The 21,357-nt window shown below is 33.0% G+C and carries 7 protein-coding genes; 3 read left to right on the top strand and 4 right to left on the bottom strand.

Features of this window, described 5'->3' with window-relative positions; translation table 11 throughout:
* Position 1: 1 nt before the first annotated feature.
* From PBN93_RS12250 to PBN93_RS12235, 4 genes are all read right to left on the bottom strand, one after another.
* On the bottom strand, positions 2-1,588 hold the full coding sequence (locus PBN93_RS12250; RefSeq protein ID WP_077403027.1) for a RagB/SusD family nutrient uptake outer membrane protein: 1,587 nt from the start codon (positions 1,586-1,588) through the stop codon (positions 2-4).
* Between the two features lie 21 nt (positions 1,589-1,609).
* The gene (locus tag PBN93_RS12245) at positions 1,610-4,681 is read right to left on the bottom strand and encodes a SusC/RagA family TonB-linked outer membrane protein (RefSeq protein WP_271080769.1); all 3,072 of its coding nucleotides are present in this window, start codon (positions 4,679-4,681) and stop codon (positions 1,610-1,612) included.
* 180 nt (positions 4,682-4,861) lie between these two features.
* Entirely contained in the window at positions 4,862-8,575 is a 3,714-nt protein-coding gene (locus PBN93_RS12240; RefSeq protein WP_271080768.1) for a two-component regulator propeller domain-containing protein, read from the bottom strand.
* A 223-nt stretch (positions 8,576-8,798) separates the two neighbouring features.
* Positions 8,799-10,286, bottom strand: coding sequence for an aminotransferase class V-fold PLP-dependent enzyme (locus PBN93_RS12235; RefSeq protein WP_077403018.1), 1,488 nt, complete (start codon positions 10,284-10,286; stop codon positions 8,799-8,801).
* Positions 10,287-10,989: 703 nt separating this feature from the next.
* Here PBN93_RS12235 and PBN93_RS12230 point away from each other — a divergent pair.
* The 3 genes from PBN93_RS12230 to PBN93_RS12220 are packed head-to-tail and all read left to right on the top strand — an operon-like array spanning position 10,990 to position 21,343.
* Positions 10,990-18,447 (top strand): Ig-like domain-containing protein, encoded by a 7,458-nt coding sequence (locus PBN93_RS12230; RefSeq protein WP_271080767.1) that lies wholly within the window; start codon positions 10,990-10,992, stop codon positions 18,445-18,447.
* A gap of 9 nt (positions 18,448-18,456) precedes the next feature.
* Positions 18,457-19,410 carry a PorP/SprF family type IX secretion system membrane protein gene (locus PBN93_RS12225; RefSeq protein ID WP_077403013.1) on the top strand — a complete coding sequence of 318 codons (954 nt, stop codon included), beginning with the start codon at positions 18,457-18,459 and terminating at the stop codon, positions 19,408-19,410.
* A 1-nt stretch (position 19,411) separates the two neighbouring features.
* Complete coding sequence (locus PBN93_RS12220) at positions 19,412-21,343, top strand: OmpA family protein (protein ID WP_077403010.1); 1,932 nt, start codon at positions 19,412-19,414, stop codon at positions 21,341-21,343.
* The last annotated feature ends 14 nt before the right edge of the window (positions 21,344-21,357 follow it).

The raw sequence follows: 21,357 nt of genomic DNA, 5'->3' as shown, positions 1-21,357 counted from the left end.
TTTACCAGCCTTTATTTTGTGGTATTCCAGATGATTCTATTACTGTGTTAGGTATTGGCCACACATTCATATAAGATGCATCAAAATTTCTGGCAGGCCATACTATTTCTGACGTGTATGGAGAATCTGGGTTAGACCTATCTGTGTAAACTCTGCCGTAAATTGGTTGTGCATAGGTAGCAGCTGCATCTCCCCAACGAACCAAATCAAAATGCCTGTTTGCAAACTCACCAGCCAACTCTACTCTACGCTCGTGTTTAAGGTCCTCTATAGTTGCATTAGTTATTGGTGCTAAACCAGCTCTATCTCTAACCATATTTAATGGTGCATCTCCATTTTTACCGTCTGCAATTAAGGCTTCGGCTTTCATTAACAACACCTCTGCGTAGCGCATTAGTGGCACATTGTAAACAGTAGTTGGATTGTCTCCGTTTGGATTTAAATATTGACCAATAGGGTTTTCAAACTGAAACTCATACATATATTTATTAAACTGGAAACCAGAGATTGAGTTTTCAGATTGGTATCTTCTATCTTCCCCAAAGTACTTAAATTCATCACCAAAATTTAAAATAGTAACACCTCTACGTACGTCTCCTGTTTCGTACTCATTATACAACCCTTCAGACGGAGTGTAATAACCCCAACCGTTGTATTTACCCCAGCCTTTGTTTTCTAGCATCACACCAGATAAAATACTACCACGATCTACACCAGAATTTACAGACCAAATATATTCGCTTGTCCAATTATTTAAGTGGCTATGTAGTTCTCTGTAATCTACAGCAGGGTTATCTGTATCTATTAAAGCTCTTCCAGAACCAGATGTTGCAACTGCATCTGCATACTTTACGACCTCTGCATACCTAGAGGCATCATATGCTGCCCAGTATAAGTTTGTTTTAGCTAAATAACCTAGGGCAGCATCTTTATGAGGACGCCCATAATCTTCTGCACTATAGTCTGTAAACAACGGTAACAAATCTGCTGCCATTTTTAAATCCTCTTCAATTTGCTTGTAGTTTTCTACAACAGAAGCAGGTCTTGCATAACTACCTCCTTCATCAAACATATTATCTACTGTAATAATTGGTACACCACCATTAACATCATCACCATATGTATGTGCTACCCAAAAGTAGCTAAAGGCACGCATAAAATATGCTTCACCTAAAACACGATTTTTAATGTCATCTGATATTTCCATTTCTGGAACGTTTAACAAAATATCATTAGCACGTCTAATAACTTGGTAAGATTTTGTGTAACAAGTAGAGGTATAACTCCCCTCACTACCATCAATATTAAAATCTTTAATTACGTCTGCTGTGGCTTTAATACGCCCAGTAATCATATCATCAGAGGCGTTAATGTACCAGAAAAAACCTCTACCAAACATTTCTTGGTCTTCCATTAATTGGTACAAACCATTTGCAGCCTGTATTGCATCTGTTTCTGTTTTCCAAAAACTCTCATTAGACACCTTACCCAATGGTTCTAAGTTTGTAAAATCGTCTGAGCAAGAGGTTAAATTTAACCCTAAAACACCCAAAGCAACTAACCCTAATTTTTTATATGTATTTTTCATTGTATTCTTTTTTTAGTGAGATTATAATGACAGTAATAATCCTAATGTGAATGTTTTTGCTACTGGATATTTAGCAATATCTAGTCCTTTACCACCTACTTCTGGATCTAAACCTGAATATTTAGTAAACGTTACTAAGTTTTCTCCGGACACATACATTCTTAATGATGATCCTTTAGATAATTTATCCATTACCTTGTTGTTAAAAGTATATCCTAAGGTTACGTTTTTAATACGTAAGTATGATGCATCTTCTAAATACCAACTAGATGCAGTTCCAAAGTTTTTATTATCATCTTTTGTAGAAATAACAGGAATATCTGTATTTGTATTTGTAGGTGACCAAGCATCTAATACTCTGTTATCTAAATTATAACCAGACAATGCAGCGTTATACGTTGTAAACTTGTAACCATTAAAAGCTTTTACACCTGCAACTCCTTGTAAAATAACATTAAAATCAAAACCCTTATAGTCCAAATTAGCACCTAAATTGTAAGTTAATTTTGGCTGGTAAGCATCATAATACACACGGTCTTCGGAGCCTATTTTACCATCATTATTAGTGTCCTGAAATTTAAAATCTCCAGGCCTAGCGTTAGGTTGTATTAAGTTACCATCTTTAGTATATGCATCTATTTCTGCTTGTGTATTAAATATACCCAATTGTGGTATTAAAAATGGTGTGTATAATGCACCACCAACCTGTGTTTGGTAAGGTACTAACACGCTTCTTACATTGTCATTATGATAAAAAATATCTTGACCAATTGATGCATAACCGTCTAAGTTCTCTAACTCATTTTTAATAGTTGTTGCATTAGCATTAATGCTATAATTTAACTTACCATTTGTATTTGTATATGTAGCAGAAACCTCTAAACCAGTATTTTTTACTTGTCCGCCATTTACATCTGCAGGGGAAATACCTTGGTTAATATCTGCTAAACCAGGAATTATCATTCCTTTTGTTGTTTTCTCAAAATAATCTACAGTTAAACTTAAGCTATTGTTAAATAAAGATGCATCTAAACCAAAATCTAAAGACTCTGCTGTTTCCCATTTTAAATCTCTGTTAGCGTTTCTTTGTACGTAACTACCAACATTATCAAAATAAGCACCATTTTCACCCATAACTACATTACCACTTGCCACAGGAACATCAAAAGGGTAATAACCACTAATAGATTGTATGTTACCTATTTCTCCCCAAGATGCTCTCAGTTTTAAATCGTTAATTGCAGGTATATTAAAGAAAGACTCGTTAGAAATTCTCCATCCAGCAGATACAGAAGTAAAAGTATCTGACTGATTTTCTACAGCTAACCTAGATGACTCATCTGTACGTATACTACCAGAAATGTAATACTTATTGTTATAGTTATACATAACTCTACCAATAGCAGAAGTTAAAGCTTCTTCAAAAGGGTTGTTGCTAGGTTTATTTATAAGTTCTGCATTTTGTAAATATTGATTGAATGGTTCTTCAGATGAAAAACCTGTTCCACGCAAGTATATATAATCTCCTTTTGTTTTTTGAGCAGAATAAATTGCTGTTGCATTTAAATTATGGTTTCCAAAAGATTTATTATACGAAAGCTGGTTGTCCCAAATCCATTTATTTTGGGTATTACTTGTTTGTAATAATGAATTTTGACTGTTACTACGCCCTAATTCTGGTACACGAGGATAAAATTCTTTTGTTTTATTATCTCTATAAGAATATGAGTAGCTTGATTTAAATGCTAAACCATCTAACAAATCATACTTAAAATATACGTTTGCATTTATAAATGTTTTAGGAGACTCTTTTGTTGGTCTTAACAATAAAGCTAATGGGTTGTAAACATCTCCGTAAGCACCTGCAAACTGTGATAAACTCTCTGGTACAACACCCGAAAAACTACCATCCTCATAACGTGTTGGTGATGCAGAAGGCATATAAATTGCGTTTATTATAGTACCAGAATATGGATTATCTGTATTAGTACCATAGGCTTCATCTCTAGAGAAATAAATATTTTCTCCTACTGTAATTTTATCTGTAATATTAAAATCTGCTTTTAATCTTAAACTATAGTTTTGAGAACTTGTACCTTCTAATACACCTTCTCTGTCTCTAAATGTAAAAGAAGTGTAATAATTAAACTTTTCTCCTGCCCCACTTAAATCTATATTTAAATTATTTACAGTAGCATCTCTAAAAATTGCGTCAATCCAATTGGTGCGGTTTACTTGTCCGTATGGGTTTTGCGCGGCATCATGAGCAGACTGTCTTGGTACACCAGCATTATCTGCTGCTAAATTATATACGTCTGCCTGTTGTTGTGCTGTTAAAGGAGTAGGCAAATTAGCGGCCGTTTTAATACCTGTATAATAGTTAACATTTAACCTAGGTTTACCTTTTTTACCTTTTTTAGTTTCTATAACAATTACACCAGAGGCAGCCTGTGCACCATAAATGGCAGCAGAAGCGGCATCTTTTAATACAGATATAGAAGCAATATCATTTGGGTTAATTTCTGGGCCGTTGTATGGTAATCCATCAACAACAACCAATGGAGACTCTGAGTTTAATGTACCAATACCTCTAATTTTAATACTGGCAGTACTAGTTGGATCTCCACCAGAACTTAATACCGTAACACCTGCTATATTACCTTGTAAAAACTCTTTATAATTACTAACAGGTCTGCTTGTAATTGTACCTACATTAGCTGCTGTACCAATTGCTGAAGTTAAATCTCCTTTTTTTGTAGATCCGTAACCAATAAGTACAACCTCATCTAAAGAATTTGTTGCTTCATCTAAACCAACAGAAATAGTTTGGTTACCATTATAAGCAACTTCTTTACTAGCAAAGCCTAAAGAAGAGACCACAAGTACGCCGTTTTCTTCTTTTAATTCTAATGTAAAATTACCATCAAAATCTGTTGCAGTACCTGTTGTAGTTTTACCTTTAATAGTTACTGATGCTCCAGAAATTGGTAATCCGTCTGCATTAGACACTACTGTGCCTTTTACTGTTACCTGCGCTAGCATGGTAGATAAACACCCTAAACTGAGCGTTAGAAAAAAGTATAATTTTTTCATTTTAATTTATAGTTTTTTGTTTTGCTCAAATGTATTGTGTGGTGTTTTTTAAAGGGGGGAAAATTGTTTCATACAGGCGGACTATTAGTGCAAAAAGTGCTATTTGAGCATCAAAAAATAGGACTTTTGTTACAGTAACATTAACCTAACATATAGCTAATCCTAAGCAAACAATAAATTTTATGTTTTTTGTTCTTTGTACGTTTTAGGACTTACACCAAAATGCTTTTTAAATGTGCGCCCAAAATATTTGCTATCGCTATAACCACACTCAAACCCAATTTCAGAGATATTAAATTTTTTGTTTTTAAGTAGGTATTCTGCTTTTTGTAGACGTAAAGAAGTAATTACATCTGACGGAGATTGCCCCAATTGCTCTTTAAACAATCTATAGCATTTAATTCTAGATATTTCTAAGATAGATATTAGTTTCTCTACATTAAAGGATGGGTTGGGCAATTCTTCTTTTATAATTTCTAAACTTCGTTTTAAAAGTTTTTCATTGCTAGATTGTAGGTCGTTTTCTTCTGTTAAAATTTTAAAAATTTCTTGCTGAAACTTATTGTGCCCACGACCTGCACTCCTGTTAATTAAAGACGTAATTTTATTGCTAATAAAAAACTTACTAGCCGGTAATTGTATTACCACATCTATACCAAACTCTAATGAGGTTTCTTGCAATGCATAGTTAATTTCTTCTGATATGTACACTAACGGAACTCTATCCTTTTTAGGAATTTCTTTGTATTTCTGTAAAAAATAGGCTATTTCTTTAGTAAAGCTTACTTGGTAAAAAACTAAAACATCTATCTGTAATTGTTTTAATGCTGATGAAAGGTTGGTTACTACATCTTCAAACAACAAGTAATTATCTTGATTTTGCAATAACTGACTAGATATATTAAAATTTGATGTACTAGTAAATACTAGAATTTTATTTTTATTGGCTGGAAGTTTTTCTTTTATATCTAAATGTTTCCATGAAATTGTTTCTACAGCTTTTGTGCTGTTTTCCATTACTGAAACTGGTAAAGTAAAACTATAACTAAAGTTACCTGTTTCATTTAAGTTACAAGTACCATTAAGGTCCTTTATAAGTACTAAAAATGCTTTGTAGTACGGACTATAGTTTATTATATTTTTTACATTACTTTGTAAAACTGTACTGTTAGACGTTACTGTAAATTGCAATGTATTTTCTTGTAAAACAATAGCTACATCTAATAAGCTTTTGGCTTCTGAGTACTTTACTATATCATTAAAAATATATTTTAATAATAGTTTTAGCCTTAATAGGTCTACCTCTACCCAATTAATACTTTTATCTATTTGTGCATTAAAATTTGCGTTATTTTGTTTTAATTTATCTTTTACACTAGTAGCTATTTCTTTTAAAATAGGTAATAATTTTACAGAGGTTAACTTAACGTCTCCTAACTCTTTAATATGATCTAAATAGTTCCATTCTGATATTAAATCTATTATTTTACCAGATTGTTGTAATATTTCTGTTTTTGGTTCTTGGTTTTGTTTAATTTCATTTGCCATTTTTAATATTACCGATAATGGCTGCTGAAATTGAGAAAGCACAAAAGTTTTAAACTTATCTACCTCAAAATCCTGATTTTTTAAATTGTTGTGTAAGTTTAGGAGTTTTTCTTTTTGAAGAATAATTTCTTGGTTTTTATCATCTAGCTCACTATTAATTTTTAGTAAATCTTGTTTCTGTTTTTCTATAAGTTTTGTTCTTGCTGTTATTTGTTCCTCAAGCTTTTTGTGTTTTGCTTTTGCAGTTTTATTTTTTAAATAAATAAACAACAATCCTATACATACCACTAGCATTAATATTAAAACAAAAAAACTAATGGTCTCATAAAATGCTTTTTCAATTTTTAAACTAAAAACCTCCTGCGGCGTATCATTTAAATTATTTTTTAATAGAAAAGTATAATTACCGGAAGCTAAATTTTGATATGCTATATTTTGTTTTCCTTGAGCTAAAACCCAGTCTGTGTTTTTACCTTGTAATTTATAATAGTAAGTACTTGCTTTACGTACTGGAAATACAATAGGAGTTACTGTTACATTTACAGTGTTATTGCTATGTTTTTTATTAATTACCTTGTTGGTTATAGATTTGTTATTTACTTGTACTTTTAATTTAGCTGTATTAGGTTGTATGGCAAGTGCATTAGGGTTAAAATAATTAAGTCCTATTACGCCACCAAAAAATAATAATCCTTTGTTGTCTTTATAGTAGGCTCCTTCAGAAAATTCTGGTGCTTGCCAACCTTCTTTAGGATTAAACGGAGTTACTTGGTATGTGTTTTTATCTATAACAGCTATTCCTTTAGTTGTACTTACCCATATTTGATTTTGATTATCTAGAATACCGTACACCATATGGCTTGGTAAACCATTGGCATCTGTAATATTTTTTACAACTCCTTTTTGCTTATTATACACACTTACACCTCCTAGTGATGCTATCCAATAATTTGATGTGGTATGGTCTATAAAAAGAGAATAAACGCTATTACCTAAAATACCACTCTTTTTTGTAAGTTGTTTATGTTTACCCGTGGTAAGATCTAAAATAAAAACGCCATCTTGTTCGGTAGCAATTACTAAATTATTACCATCTTTTTTTATGTTTCTTATATTGTAGTTTTCAAAGTTTTTTTGTCCCTTAAATGTTTCAAATTTTTGAGATTTTATATTGTATTTGGCTATACCTCCCCAACAGGCAATCCATAATACATTGGTATCATCTTCATAAAAAGAATAACTTCTGTTGTTGGGCAACTCTGGTATATTAGCAGCTTCAAAAGTGATATAACTATTATTTTTAATACGCAAAATACCTGCATATGTACCTACCCAAATACTACCATCTTTAGCGGTATAAAGACTTCTTATACGCTCCCACTCATCATTATATGTAGACTCTTTTACAGCAAATTTTAAATAACATTTTGTTTTTTGGCTATAATGGTATAATCCGCTATTGTAATAACCTATCCAAATATTACCATCTACATCTTTGGTTATGGCTCTTGTGGTTTCTACAGGTAAGTGAGGAAATCTATTAGGATGTGGTATAACAGACGAAATTTCTTGTGAGCCTGCATATGCCATAGCTAAACCTCCATCTTTTTGACCTAACCAAACATTACCATAAACATCTTGGTTTAATGATGTAATTTCATTACTAAAAAAAGTATATGGCGTATAAGCATCGTAAGTATAATTATGTATTAAGCTTGTAGTTAAATTGTTTACATGATTAGGTATAATGTAAATACCATTTTTAAAGGTAGCAAACCATAAATTACCATCTTTATCCTTTAGAACATCATTTATAACTACGTTAGGATATTTAGCTAAAAGTATTTTTTCTAATTCGTTTTTTTCCTTGTTTTTAGATGCACCATCTGCGCCCCCTACAAAACTACCATTGCTATATTTATAAATTTTATTACCAACCCAAACGTTAATAACACCACTTGTAGATGCGTACATTGCTCTAGGTCTTTGGCTAAATTTGTAGTGTTTAAACTCATTATTACCTATGTATTTACTAATTAAGCCCTCATTACTAAAGGTCCATATAAAACCGTTTTTATCTTTTTCTATATTAGTTAAGTAATTACTTTGTAAAGATTTTGGATCGTTAATATTGTGTTTAAATGTTGTAAAGGTGTAACCGTCAAAATAATTAAGTCCATCCCAAGTAGCCATCCATAATCCGCCATCGTTATCATTTACAATATCTAGAACAGAATTGTTAGACAATCCTTGGTCTGTAGTATAATTTATAAACTTTAATTGTTGAGAGTAGCCATACAAAGAAGCTAATAACAGGAGGTATACTATATAAAATTTCGTTTTCATCGCCATTTTTACAAACAGCTAAAATACCTTACCAAGGTCAAGTTAATATTAGGTTTAGATTAACAAAACCTTTATTTAATATTAGTATACGACGACCCAAAACAATGTTTATAGATTACTAATTAGATGTAAAGTAAAAAAGATAAAAGCGAAAACGCCAGTAACAATTAAAGTTACCAGCGTTTTCTAGAAATAAAAACTAAATTAAGTTCTTGTTAAGTAGCTACAAACTAAACCATTTGCAAACTTCTTGTTTAATTTCTTGATCTCCTCTTTGTAGACAATCCCACTCATTGGTATTAGAATTGTATTGATAATCACATTTCCACAGTGCAATTTTCTTTTGTATCTCTTTTAAGGCATCACTAATAAAAATTATATCTTCATTAGTCATTAATGGGTGCAAAGACAAACGTACCCAACCAGGTTTGTTGGTGAGGTCTTTTTGTATAATGTTACGTGTTATTTTTTTAGATTCTTTTTTATCTATATCAAATAAATAATGACCATAAGTACTAGCGCATGACCAACCTCCTCTAACTTGTATACCAAATCTATCATTTAATAAGCGTACTATAAGATTGTAGTGAATATTTTTTATAGTAAAAGAAATACAACCAATTCTTGGTACATCTGTACTTCCCAAAATTTCTAGTCCATTTATTTCACTTAATTTCTGGTAGCTTAATTGTAATAATTCTTCTTCTCTTTTATGAATTTTTGTTACTTCCATTTGATCCTTTAGCCTAATTGCTAAAGCAGCCCTTATTGTTTGTAAAAAACCAGGTGTACCTCCATCTTCTTTAACCTCAATATCATCAAAATAACTATAACTACCCCAAGGATTTGTCCATTTTACGTTTCCTCCTCCTGGAGTATCTGGACACTTAGCATTATATAACTTTTTATTAAAAACCAATACGCCGCAACTACCAGGGCCACCTAAAAATTTATGCGGAGAAAATGCAATAGCATCTAAATAAGCTTCTGGATCTGCTGGGTGCATATCCATTTTTACATAGGGTGCAGAAGCTGCAAAGTCTACCACACAATATCCGTTATGTTTGTGCATTATTTTAGCCAACTCTTGGTAAGGTGTTATAATACCGGTAACATTAGAACAAGCTGTAAAAGCACCAATTTTTATAGGTCTATCTGCATATTCTAATAATTTTTGTTCTAGGCTGTTTACATCTACAAGTTTATTTTCATCACAGTCTAAAATAACTACATCTGCTAGGGTTTCCATCCAAGAAACGTGGTTTGAATGATGCTCCATATGCGTTATAAAAACCACAGGCCTGTCTTGCTTATTAGGTTTATGTTTAAAGCTTTTACGCAGACCAATTATGCGTTGTAATTTTACAATTGCACCAGTCATACCAGTGCCAGTAGTTACTAAAATATCATCTTCATTTGCGTTTACGTGTTCTTTAATTATTTTACGAGCTAATTTATATGCGTAGGTAGATGCTTTACCGGTTTCGCTAGAGAAAGAATGTGTATTTGCCACCATAGGACCAATATTATATTGCATTTTTTCTTCAATAGGAGCATATAATCTTCCACTCGCAATCCAATCTGCATATACTAATTTTTGTTGGCCGTATAGGGTTTTAAAGTAATGTTTGTTACCTACTACTCCTTTAGAAAACTGTTGAAAATAATTTTCTAAACTTTTATCTACTAAAACTTGTTCTTTAACACTCACAACATTTATTTTTTAATCGTTATTTAGTACGATTTATTTTTTATTTATTAAAAAAGGGCTACCCACTAAAAATAGCCCTTTAAACAACATTCTTTCATTTTTTTATTGATTGACTAATTCAAAAATTTTCACACTTAAAAACAAAGTATAAAGAAAGGTTATGTTGTATATGTAATACTGATACTATTTTATAAGCAGTACAGAATTGATATTTTTTAAAGGTTTGTTATTTTCTACCAAGACGTATAAAAACTAATTAACCCTTACTCTTGTAATGTTAATTTTAATTAATTGTTAATTAAAATTTTTAAACCAAAAATTAAATGAGTTGCAGTAAGCAGCTTTTTTAAGCTGTTCTTTTTTTTGAAAACATACCTCTCAAATTTGTAAACATTTTTTATTTGGTCTTAAAAACTACCGTTAAAACATATATTACTTAAATATTTAAAATTAAAAACGCTAAACGGCTAAACACCCAATAAACATCAGCGGTTAACCACAAATAAAACAACTGTTCATATTGTTTATAGAAAACTACATAAACTCTAGCCCTTAAACGTATTACAATTAGGCCTACGCATACAAAAGCCTAGTATTCACAACATTAATACACTGTTCGGTATTTTTCAGTATAAATTAGCTTTTAAATTGAATAACTTTTTTTTAAAAAATCAACCATTAGATTATTCATAAAAAACTTTTTATGATAAAATTGAATACAAAATTCTTTCATATAAACAGTGTAAAATTAATTACTCTTTTAGCTTTTATATTTTTTAGTCAACTATTTTTTGCTCAAACCTCTGGTGTATGGTCAGAAGCTAGTGTGGGAAAATGGACATCTATAAGTTCTGACGGTTTAGTACGTATAGAAGTTACAGTTACTGGTTATGTAGATATTCTTGGCGGTGATACTATGCTTTGTTCTCCAGATGCTTTTAGTGACCCAACTATTACAGGGATGCCATCTTTAGAAGTAGAAATAACGGGAAACGAAAGTAATGTGGGTTCTATTTCTTTTGAGTTTTATGACACTAGAACAGGTGCATTAGCAGATATACAGAACCCTATTTTGCACGTGGATAAAGTTGGAGCAACAGGGTTATTAGGATCTAACACTACTGGTGTATTTTATTTACAGGACGGATACACTTGGGATGAACTAAGTGCTACTAACAGATTAAAATCCGACTCCGTTTTTTTTAGGGGAGAAAATTTATTTGAAATATTAGGAGGTAGTGGGGAATGTGGTAACACTGCTGGAGGTAGTTTACAAATATCGGACTTGATAAACACAATAAATATTAATACGGGTATAGAAAAAAATGGAATCTCTGCACCTAACATAGACGAAGTAGAATTTGCTTTTTCTAACCTAGTAATAAACCCTTGTACCTCTGGAGCTATTGTTGGTACTCCTACAGATAACGACACAGATGGTGACGGTATAAATAATAGTTGCGATTTAGATGATGATAATGATGGTATTTTAGATACCGATGAAGGTAGTTGTACTCCTGTACAATCTGGTGCTTGGACTATTGCTGGCAAAACTGCTTCTTTTAATTATGGTAACGGAGTTATTGCAAATATAACCACAACAAACTCTACCGATTTTGTAAGTGGAAATTTTACAAGTCCTGGTGTAGATTTTTGGACTGAGGATTTACAAGGAGATATTTCTCTTGCTGCTACTTATGATAGCGGAGTAACAGTTACTGTTGAGTTTGTAGATGCCGCTAACAACCCCGTTTTTGTAGATAAACCTATGCTTCATCTGGATAGAATTGGTGGTAATGATATTAGTGATAATCAAACCTCGGCAGAAATAAGCCTATTAAACGGTTTAACGTGGTCAGAACTCGCAGGTACATTCGACTTTGTTTCTACTGCAACCACAGTAAAAGATGGTGGTACTGGATTACCATCAGATGGTTATGATCCTGAAAGCTCATTAAAAGATAGCAATGGTTCTGCTGCTGGAACATTACAAATTAACCAAAGAGTATCTACTTTTACATTACAATTAACACAAACAACTCCTTCTGGTACAGAAGATGAAATAGAACTTATACTATTTGCTTGTAATGACAGAGATTCGGATAACGACGGTGTTCCAGATTTATTGGATTTAGATTCTGATAACGATGGTATTTTTGATGTTATTGAAGCCGGACATAACCAACCTCATACCAATGGTATTTTAGGTACTGCTGTTAGTGAAGATGGTATTTTTGATGCCTTACAAACCAGTAGTGGTGTTAATAATGGCACTGTTGATTATACTTTAGCAGATTCTGAGGCAACACCAAACGGAACACCAGATTATTTAGAGCTAGATGCAGATGGCGATGGTTGTAATGATGTTTTAGAAGCAGGATTTACAGATCAAAATAACGATGGGATACTTGGTAATTTACCAACAGTTGTTACAACAAATGGTACTGTTATTAGTAGTATGGTAATAGATGGTTATACCACACCTAACAATGCAGATAGCAGCACAGGAAATACAGTGTTAGATTTTCAGCAAGTAGGACAAGCGCCAACTATAACAAACACAGCAAACCAGCCACAAGATATTTTAACCAATGGCACAAACCCAGAAACTTTTGTGGTTACTGCAACTGGACAAGCGTTAACATATCAATGGCAAGTAGACCGTTTAGATGGTAATGGTTTTGTAGATATAAATGATGCCAACACAGTAGATATTTATACTGGCAGCAAAACTAACACACTTACATTAACAGGGATTACAGCTAGTTATGATGGGTTTTTATATCAAGTTATTATTAATGATGAAACCTTTTCTTGTGCCAATCTTACTTCTAGTAGTGCTACAATTATTTTTGATGATACACCACCAGATGCTCCAATTGTTGTTATTACTGAAGACACAAATAATGATGGTTTTTTAAATACAAGCGAATCTGTTGGAGATGTTGATGTTACTATTACATTACCTGCCAATGCTGCCGAAAATGATATTTTAACCATAAATGGTAACAACCAAACTTTAACTGCAACCGATATTACAAACGGAGAAATACTTGTAAGTTTTACTCCTCCAGCAGAAGATGGTTCTTTAACAGTTACCGCAACAATTACAGATCCTGTAGGTAATACTAGTAACCCTGGTTCTGATAGTATTTCTGTAAATACTGCTCCAACTTCTGCTCCTGTAGTTGTAATTACTGAAGATGCCAATAACGACGCTATTATAAACAGTACAGAATTGGTTGGTGATATTGATGTTACCATTACATTACCTTCCGAAGCTATTGCTGGGGATATTTTAACCATAAACGGTACTAATCAGACTTTAACTGCGGCAGATATTACGGCTACAGAAGTAACAACAACTTTTCCAAGTCCGGGAGAAGGCAACACATTAACGGTAACGGCTTCTATTACTGACACTGCAGGAAATACTAGTACTAATGGAAGCGATTCTGCTAGGATAGATACTATATTGCCAATACCTACACTAACAATAAATGACGTTACTGCAGATAATACCGTAAACTCGGCAGAGACTGCCGGTAGCATAACTATTACAGGTTCTGTTGGTGGTGATTTTAATATAGGTGATACCGTTACTCTGGTAATTAATGGTTTTACAAGCACAGGAACTGTAGATGCCTCCGGTAATTTTAGTATTTCTGTTAACGGTAGTGATCTTGCTGCAGATACAGATACAACCATAAATGGTAGTGTTAGTACAACAGATACTGTAGGTAATATAGGAACAGCTACAGCAATTAAAACTTATAATGTAGATATTACTGCGCCTACGCCTATGCTAACAATTAATGATGTTACCGCAGATAATACAGTAAACTCAGCAGAGGCTGCTGGTAGCATAACTATTACAGGTACCGTTACAGGAGAATTTAATACTGGAGACAGTGTAACTCTTCTTATTAATGGTGTTTCTAGTACAGGAAACGTAGATGCATCTGGTAACTTTAGTATACCTGTTAGTGGTAGCAATTTAGCAAATGATGCAGATACAACAATAGATGCATCAATTACAACAACAGACAATTCTGGTAATACAAATACAATAAATACAACTAAAACATATAATGTAGATGTTACTGCTCCTACACCTACTCTAACAGTAAATGATGTTACTGCAGATAATATTATAAACACAGCAGAATCAACATCAACCATAACTATTACTGGTACTGTTACAGGAGAATTTAACGTGGGAGATACGGTTACACTTATCATAAATGGTGTTTCTAGTACAGGAAACGTAGATGCATCTGGTAACTTTAGTATTCCTGTTAGTGGCAGCAATTTAGCAGATGATGCAGATACAACAATAGATGCATCAATTACAACTACAGACAATTCTGGAAACACAAACACAGTAAATACAACTAAAACATATAATGTAGATGTTACTGCTCCTACGCCTACACTAACAATAAATGACGTTACTGCAGACAATTTAGTTAATACCACTGAGGCGGCATCAACCGTAACCATTACAGGTTCTGTTGGTGGTGATTTTAATACTGGTGATACCGTTACTATGGTAATTAATGGTGTTACAAGCACAGGAACTACAGATGCCGCTGGTAATTTTAGTATTTCTGCTAACGGTAGTGATCTTGCTGCAGATACAGATACAACTATAAATGGTAGTGTTAGTACAACAGATACTGTAGGTAATATAGGAACAGCTACAGCAATTAAAACTTATAATGTAGATATTACTGCGCCTACGCCTACGCTAACAATTAATGATGTTACCGCAGATAATACAGTAAACTCAACAGAGGCTGCTGGTAGCATATCTATTACAGGTACCGTTACAGGAGAATTTAATACTGGAGACAGTGTAAATCTTCTTATCAATGGTGTTTCTAGTACAGGAAACGTAGATGCATCTGGTAACTTTAGTATTCCTGTTAGTGGTAGCAATTTAGCAAATGATGCAGATACAACAATAGATGCATCAATTACAACAACAGACAATTCTGGTAATACAAATACAATAAATACAACTAAAACTTATAATATAGATGTTACTGCTCCTACACCTACTCTAACAGTAAATGACGTTACTGCAGATAATACTATAAATGCCACAGAAGCAGCATCAACCGTAACTATTACTGGTACTGTTACAGGAGAATTTAACGTGGGAGATACGGTTACTCTAATCATAAATGGTGTTTCTAGCACAGGAAACGTAGATGCCTCTGGTGTTTTTAGTATTACCGTTAGTGGTGCAGATCTTCTTGCTGATTCAGATACAACTATAAATGCTTCAATTACAACTACAGATAGCTCTGGCAATACAAATACCATAAATACTACTAAAATATATAATGTAGATGTTACAGCTCCTACGCCTACACTAACAATAAATGATGTTACTGCAGATAATACTATAAATGCCACAGAAGCAGCAGCAAACATAACCATTACAGGTACTGTGAGTGGCGAATTTAACACAGGTGAAACCGTTACTCTTGTTAGTAATGGTGTTACAAATACTGGAACTGTAGATGCCGCTGGTAATTTTAGTATTTCTGTTAACGGTAGTGATCTTACTGCAGATACAGACACAACAATAGATGCATCAATTACAACTACAGATAGCTCTGGAAATGGTAATACCGTAAATGCAACTAAAACATATAATGTAGACGTTACAGCTCCTACACCTACACTAACAATAAATGATGTTACTGCAGACAATGTAGTAAATGCCAATGAGGCAGCATCAACCGTAACAATCACAGGTACTGTTGGTGGCGATTTTAATACTGGAGACCTTGTGACAGTTCTAATTAACGGAAACTCATTTTTTAACGGTGTAAATGCATCTGGTAATTTTAGCATTCCTGTACCAGGTTCAGACTTAGCTTTAGATACAGACACAACCATTAATGGCTCTATTAATACATTAGATGTAGCTGGTAATATAGGTACGGCTAACAATACAAAACTTTACAATGTAGATACCAATTTACCTAGTCCGGTAATTACCATAAATAATATTACGGCGGACAATACTATTAATACTACGGAGGCTTCTACTACTATTACTGTAATTGGCAACGTTACTGGAGATTTTTCAGCAGGTGATATTGTTACTTTAACTGTAAACGGATCTTCTTATACCAGTTCTTTAGATGCTTTAGGTAATTTTAGTGTCCTTATAGCTGGTAGTGAACTTATTTTAGATACGGACTTAACTGTTAATGGCAGTGTTAGTAACACAGATGCTTCTGGTAATATAGGCACAGGAACAACCAACAAGGTTTATAATGTAGATACAACACCTCCCACTCCAACACTAATTATTGATGATGTTACCGCAGATAACGTTATAAATATGGCAGAATCAACATCAAACATAACTATTACAGGTACTGCTACAGGAGAATTTAATAACGGAGATACAGTTACACTATTAATAAACGGTGTCTCTACAACAGGTACTGTTAATGCTTCTGGTATTTTTAGCATTACCGTTAGTGGTGGAGATCTTCTTGCAGATGCAGATGTAACAATAAACGCTAGCTTGGTTACCACAGATAGTGTTGGTAATAGTAATACAATTAATGCAACAAAAATATATGCTTTAGATATTACAGCTCCTACACCAACACTAATTATTGATGATGTAACTGCTGATAATACCATTAATGCTATTGAAGCTTCTCAAAATATAACAATTACAGGTTCTGCTACAGGAGAATTTAATACCGGAGATACGGTTACATTATTAATAAACGGTGTTTCTACAACAGGTACTGTTAGTAATACCGGAACGTTTAGTATAATAGTGTCTGGAAATAATTTAGCTTTAGATGCAGATACTACTATAGATGCAAGCTTAACAACTACAGACGTGGCTGGCAACACTAATAGTATATCTACAACTAAAATTTACAATGTACAAACCGCAACTATTGCAACGCCAGTTATTACAGCTATCAGTATAGATAGTAATATTCCTAACGACGGAATTACTAACGATAATACCATATTAATTTATGGAACTTCTGAACCTAACAGGACTATAACAATATATATTGATGCTGTACAAATAGGAACAGCAACATCGGACACTACAGGAAATTGGATATTAGACTATACCGCAACTGTTTTACCAGATAGAAACTATAATATTACTGCGGTAGCTAATGATACTTTTGGCAATATTAGTTTTTCTTCATCAACGTATCCAATTGTTATAGATACAGAAGCTCCTATTGCAAATGACCAAACTACAGATAACCTTACGCCTATTATTACTGGTACTGGTAGTGCAAATGAAACTTTAACTATTGCTATTGATGTTGATGCTGACGGTACACCAGAAGTTACTTATACAGTTACAACAGATGCTGCAGGTAACTTTAGTTTAGATACAAACACGGCTACTCCAATTAGTGGTACTTTACCTAGTTTAGGTTTTCCTAGTACATTAGATATTACTGTTTCTGATGCAGCAGGTAATACAAATACAGCTATTATTTTTATTACAGATGATTTTGATAATGATGGGTTAACTAATGAAGATGAAGCTGCACTTGGTACAGACCCTAATGACGCAGATACAGATGATGATGGTGTTACAGACGGACAAGAGGTTGCAGATAACACCAATCCTTTGGATGACTGTGATTCTCTTAACGGAACACCTTTAGGTACGTCTGACTGTGATGCTGACGGCTTAACTAATGCAGAAGAAAATGCAATTGGCACAGATCCTGAAGATCCTGATACAGATAAAGACGGAATTTTAGATGGACAAGAAGTTACAGATAATACAGATCCTTTAGATGCTTGTGACTCGGTTGGTGGTACACCTCCTTTAGGTGTTGCTTGTGATATTAAAATACAGAATGAAAACATTACACCTGGTACTACAGACGGCACGTTTGTTATAGTAAACATAGAAGCTTTTCCTGATAATACTGTAGAAATTTTTAACCGATGGGGTGTAAAAGTTTACAGTGCTAAATCTTATGATAATACATCTAGAGCATTTACAGGAGTTTCTAATGGTAGAGCCGTTGTTAAGTCTAGCAGCACATTACCAGCTGGTGTGTATTACTACATAATTAACTATGTAAAAAAGGGAGAACCAAAAACTAAAAACGGCTACTTATACCTTAATTAATTGTATAAAATGATATCAATATATAAACATAAAAAACACGTATTTAGCCTTATTGGGCTGCTGTTATTTGCTCTTGGAGTAAACGCTCAGCAAGATGCGCAGTATACGCAATATATGTACAATACAATTTCTATTAATCCGGCTTATGCTGGCTCTAGAGGAGCATTAAGTATAGCAGCTTTACACCGTTCACAATGGGTTGGTTTAGATGGTGCTCCTGTTACACAAACATTTAATATTCACGCTCCAGTTTCTGCAAAATCAGGCTTAGGCTTGTCTGTTATTAATGATGAAATTGGTAATGGTACTAACCAAGATACCTATATAGATGCCTTATATTCCTATACCATTAAAGCATCAGAAAAAGGAAAAATTTCATTTGGATTAAAAGCTGGTGGTCATTTTTTAAATATAAATCACAATAAATTAAGAGCCAATAACCCTACAGTTGCCACACCAGATAATGGTGTAGACAAACAATTTTCTCCAAATTTTGGCGCTGGTATTTATTACCACGAAGATAAATTTTATGCGGGTTTATCTATTCCTAATTTTTTAGAGACTAAACATTTTGATGAGTCTTCTACAAGCACATCATACATTGCAGAAGAACAAGTGAACTGGTATTTAATTACAGGTTATGTTTTTAATTTAAATAGCGATTTAAAAATGAAACCCGCTACCCTATTAAAAACAACTTATGGCGCTCCGCTACAAGTAGATGTTTCTACTACGTTTTTATACAAAGACAAATTTTCTATGGGTGTTGCTTACAGATGGGATGCTGCTTTAAGTGCCCTAATTGGCATACAAGCCACACAACGTTTAATGATAGGATTGGCGTATGATAAAGAAACCTCTGCTTTAGGTGGCACTACTTTTAACGATGGCTCTTTTGAGGTTTTTCTTAGATACGATTTTAAATCTAAATTTAGAAATGCACTAACACCAAGATTCTTTTAATATGAAAATACATAAAATTATAATTGGTAGTTTTTTATTTGTAACAGCTCAGTTTACAGCAATTGCACAAACAAAACAGTTAGCAGAGGCAGATAAACTTTTTAATACCAGAGCTTATGCCCTAGCCATTAAAGAATACAATAAACTAATTAGTAAAGGTGAAACCTCTATAGATATTTATAAAAAATTAGGTGATGCGTATTACTTAAATGCAAACTATAAAGAAGCTGCTAATTGCTATTCAAAATTAATAATGCCAGATCTAAAAAATTCTGATTCTGAATATTTGTTTAAATACGCACAAACATTAAGGTCTAACGGAAAATATGATGAAGCAGAAAAAATAATGCTTCAGTTTAATAAAATTAAGCAGCAAGACTTAAGAGCGTCAAAATTTATAGAAAAAGTAAATTATTTAGAAAACTTAAAAAACATCAAACAAAAATACATCTTAACCAACTTAAAATCTAACTCTGTAGAGTCAGACTTTGCGCCATCTTTCTATAAAGATACCTTAGTTTTTTCTAGCGCTAGAGATACTGGTTTTTTGGTAAACAATGTACACGAGTGGAACAATAGACCTTTTTTAAATTTACATTCTGCAAAAAAAGACAGCACCGACTTTATACACTTAGGTAGCTTTGCAAAAGAGTTAAACACCAAAACTCACGAGTCTTCTACAGCTTTTACTAAAGATGGTAAAACGGTATATTTTACAAGAAATAACTCGGAAAACGGTAAATTTTCTCCAGATAAAAACGGATTAAGCAGACTAAAAATTTATAAAGCTACATTAGAAAATGGTAAATGGACAAATGTAACTGAATTGCCTTTTAATAATGATGACTATTCCGTTGCTAACCCAACACTAAACTACGCAGAAGATAAATTGTACTTTGCTTCAGATATGCCTGGTACGCTTGGCGCTTCAGATATTTTTGTTGTAGCTATTAATAGTGATGGAAGCTTTGGAATTCCGCAAAATTTAGGAGCTAAAATTAATACCGAAGGTAGAGAAACGTTTCCTTACATATCTGAATCTGAAACCTTGTATTTTGCTTCAGACGGACATCCTGGTTTGGGCGGCTTAGATATTTTTTATATCAACCTACAACAACAAAATGCTGAGGTTAGTAATATGGGAAAGGGTGTTAATAGTAAACAAGACGATTTTTCTTTAATTATAAACGAATCTAAAAACGAAGGCTATTTTTCTTCTAACAGACCTAAAGGGAAAGGAAGTGATGATATATATAGATTTACAACAGAGTCTATTTCTACTAATGTAAATGGTAAAGTAATTGATAAAGAAACTAAAAAAACTGTAGCTAATGCTACTGTTACTATTTATGATTATGAAAACAATAATTTAATAGAAACTATTAGTGATGAAAATGGTTTTTTTACAACAGAAATAAATTTACCAGAAAAAAAGTACCGTTTTATAGCCAAGAGCAATGGTTACACAGATGCTGTAAAGTATATATATTCTCCTAAAAATAGTACAAAAAATAAAGAGGTTATTTTAGAATTACAAAATTCTGAAGAAGCAACAGCGGTAGGCTCCGACTTAACAAACTATTTAAAATTAAAATCTATTTATTTTGATACTAACAGTTCTTACCTAAGGGTAGAATCATATCCAGATTTAGATAAAGTTGCAAACTATATGCTAGAGAATCCTACGGTTGTAATAGAAGTTGGCTCACATACAGATAGTACAGAGAGTGATACCTACAACCTGTGGCTATCTAAAAGAAGAGCAAAATCTACTGTAAAATATCTTGTATCTAAAGGTGTAGAGCAAAGCAGAATTTCGGGTATTGGTTTTGGAGAATCTCAACTGCTTAATAAGTGTAAAAACGGTGTAAAATGTTCTAATGAAGAACACGCTGTTAATAGAAGATCAGAATTTATAATTATAAATAAGTAAGTAAGTATAAAAAA

The organism is Cellulophaga omnivescoria, from assembly GCF_027915275.1.
Lineage (GTDB): Bacteria > Bacteroidota > Bacteroidia > Flavobacteriales > Flavobacteriaceae > Cellulophaga > Cellulophaga omnivescoria.
This window is presented reverse-complemented; position numbering and strand designations above follow the sequence as displayed.

Excerpts from the sequence above, each read along its gene's own strand:
- PBN93_RS12250 (WP_077403027.1), bottom strand. The coding sequence starts at position 1,588 with ATGAAAAATACATATAAAAAATTAGGGTTAGTTGCTTTGGGTGTTTTA.
- PBN93_RS12245 (WP_271080769.1), bottom strand. The coding sequence starts at position 4,681 with ATGAAAAAATTATACTTTTTTCTAACGCTCAGTTTAGGGTGTTTATCT.
- PBN93_RS12240 (WP_271080768.1), bottom strand. The coding sequence starts at position 8,575 with ATGAAAACGAAATTTTATATAGTATACCTCCTGTTATTAGCTTCTTTG.
- PBN93_RS12230 (WP_271080767.1), top strand. The coding sequence starts at position 10,990 with ATGATAAAATTGAATACAAAATTCTTTCATATAAACAGTGTAAAATTA.
- PBN93_RS12225 (WP_077403013.1), top strand. The coding sequence starts at position 18,457 with ATGATATCAATATATAAACATAAAAAACACGTATTTAGCCTTATTGGG.
- PBN93_RS12220 (WP_077403010.1), top strand. The coding sequence starts at position 19,412 with ATGAAAATACATAAAATTATAATTGGTAGTTTTTTATTTGTAACAGCT.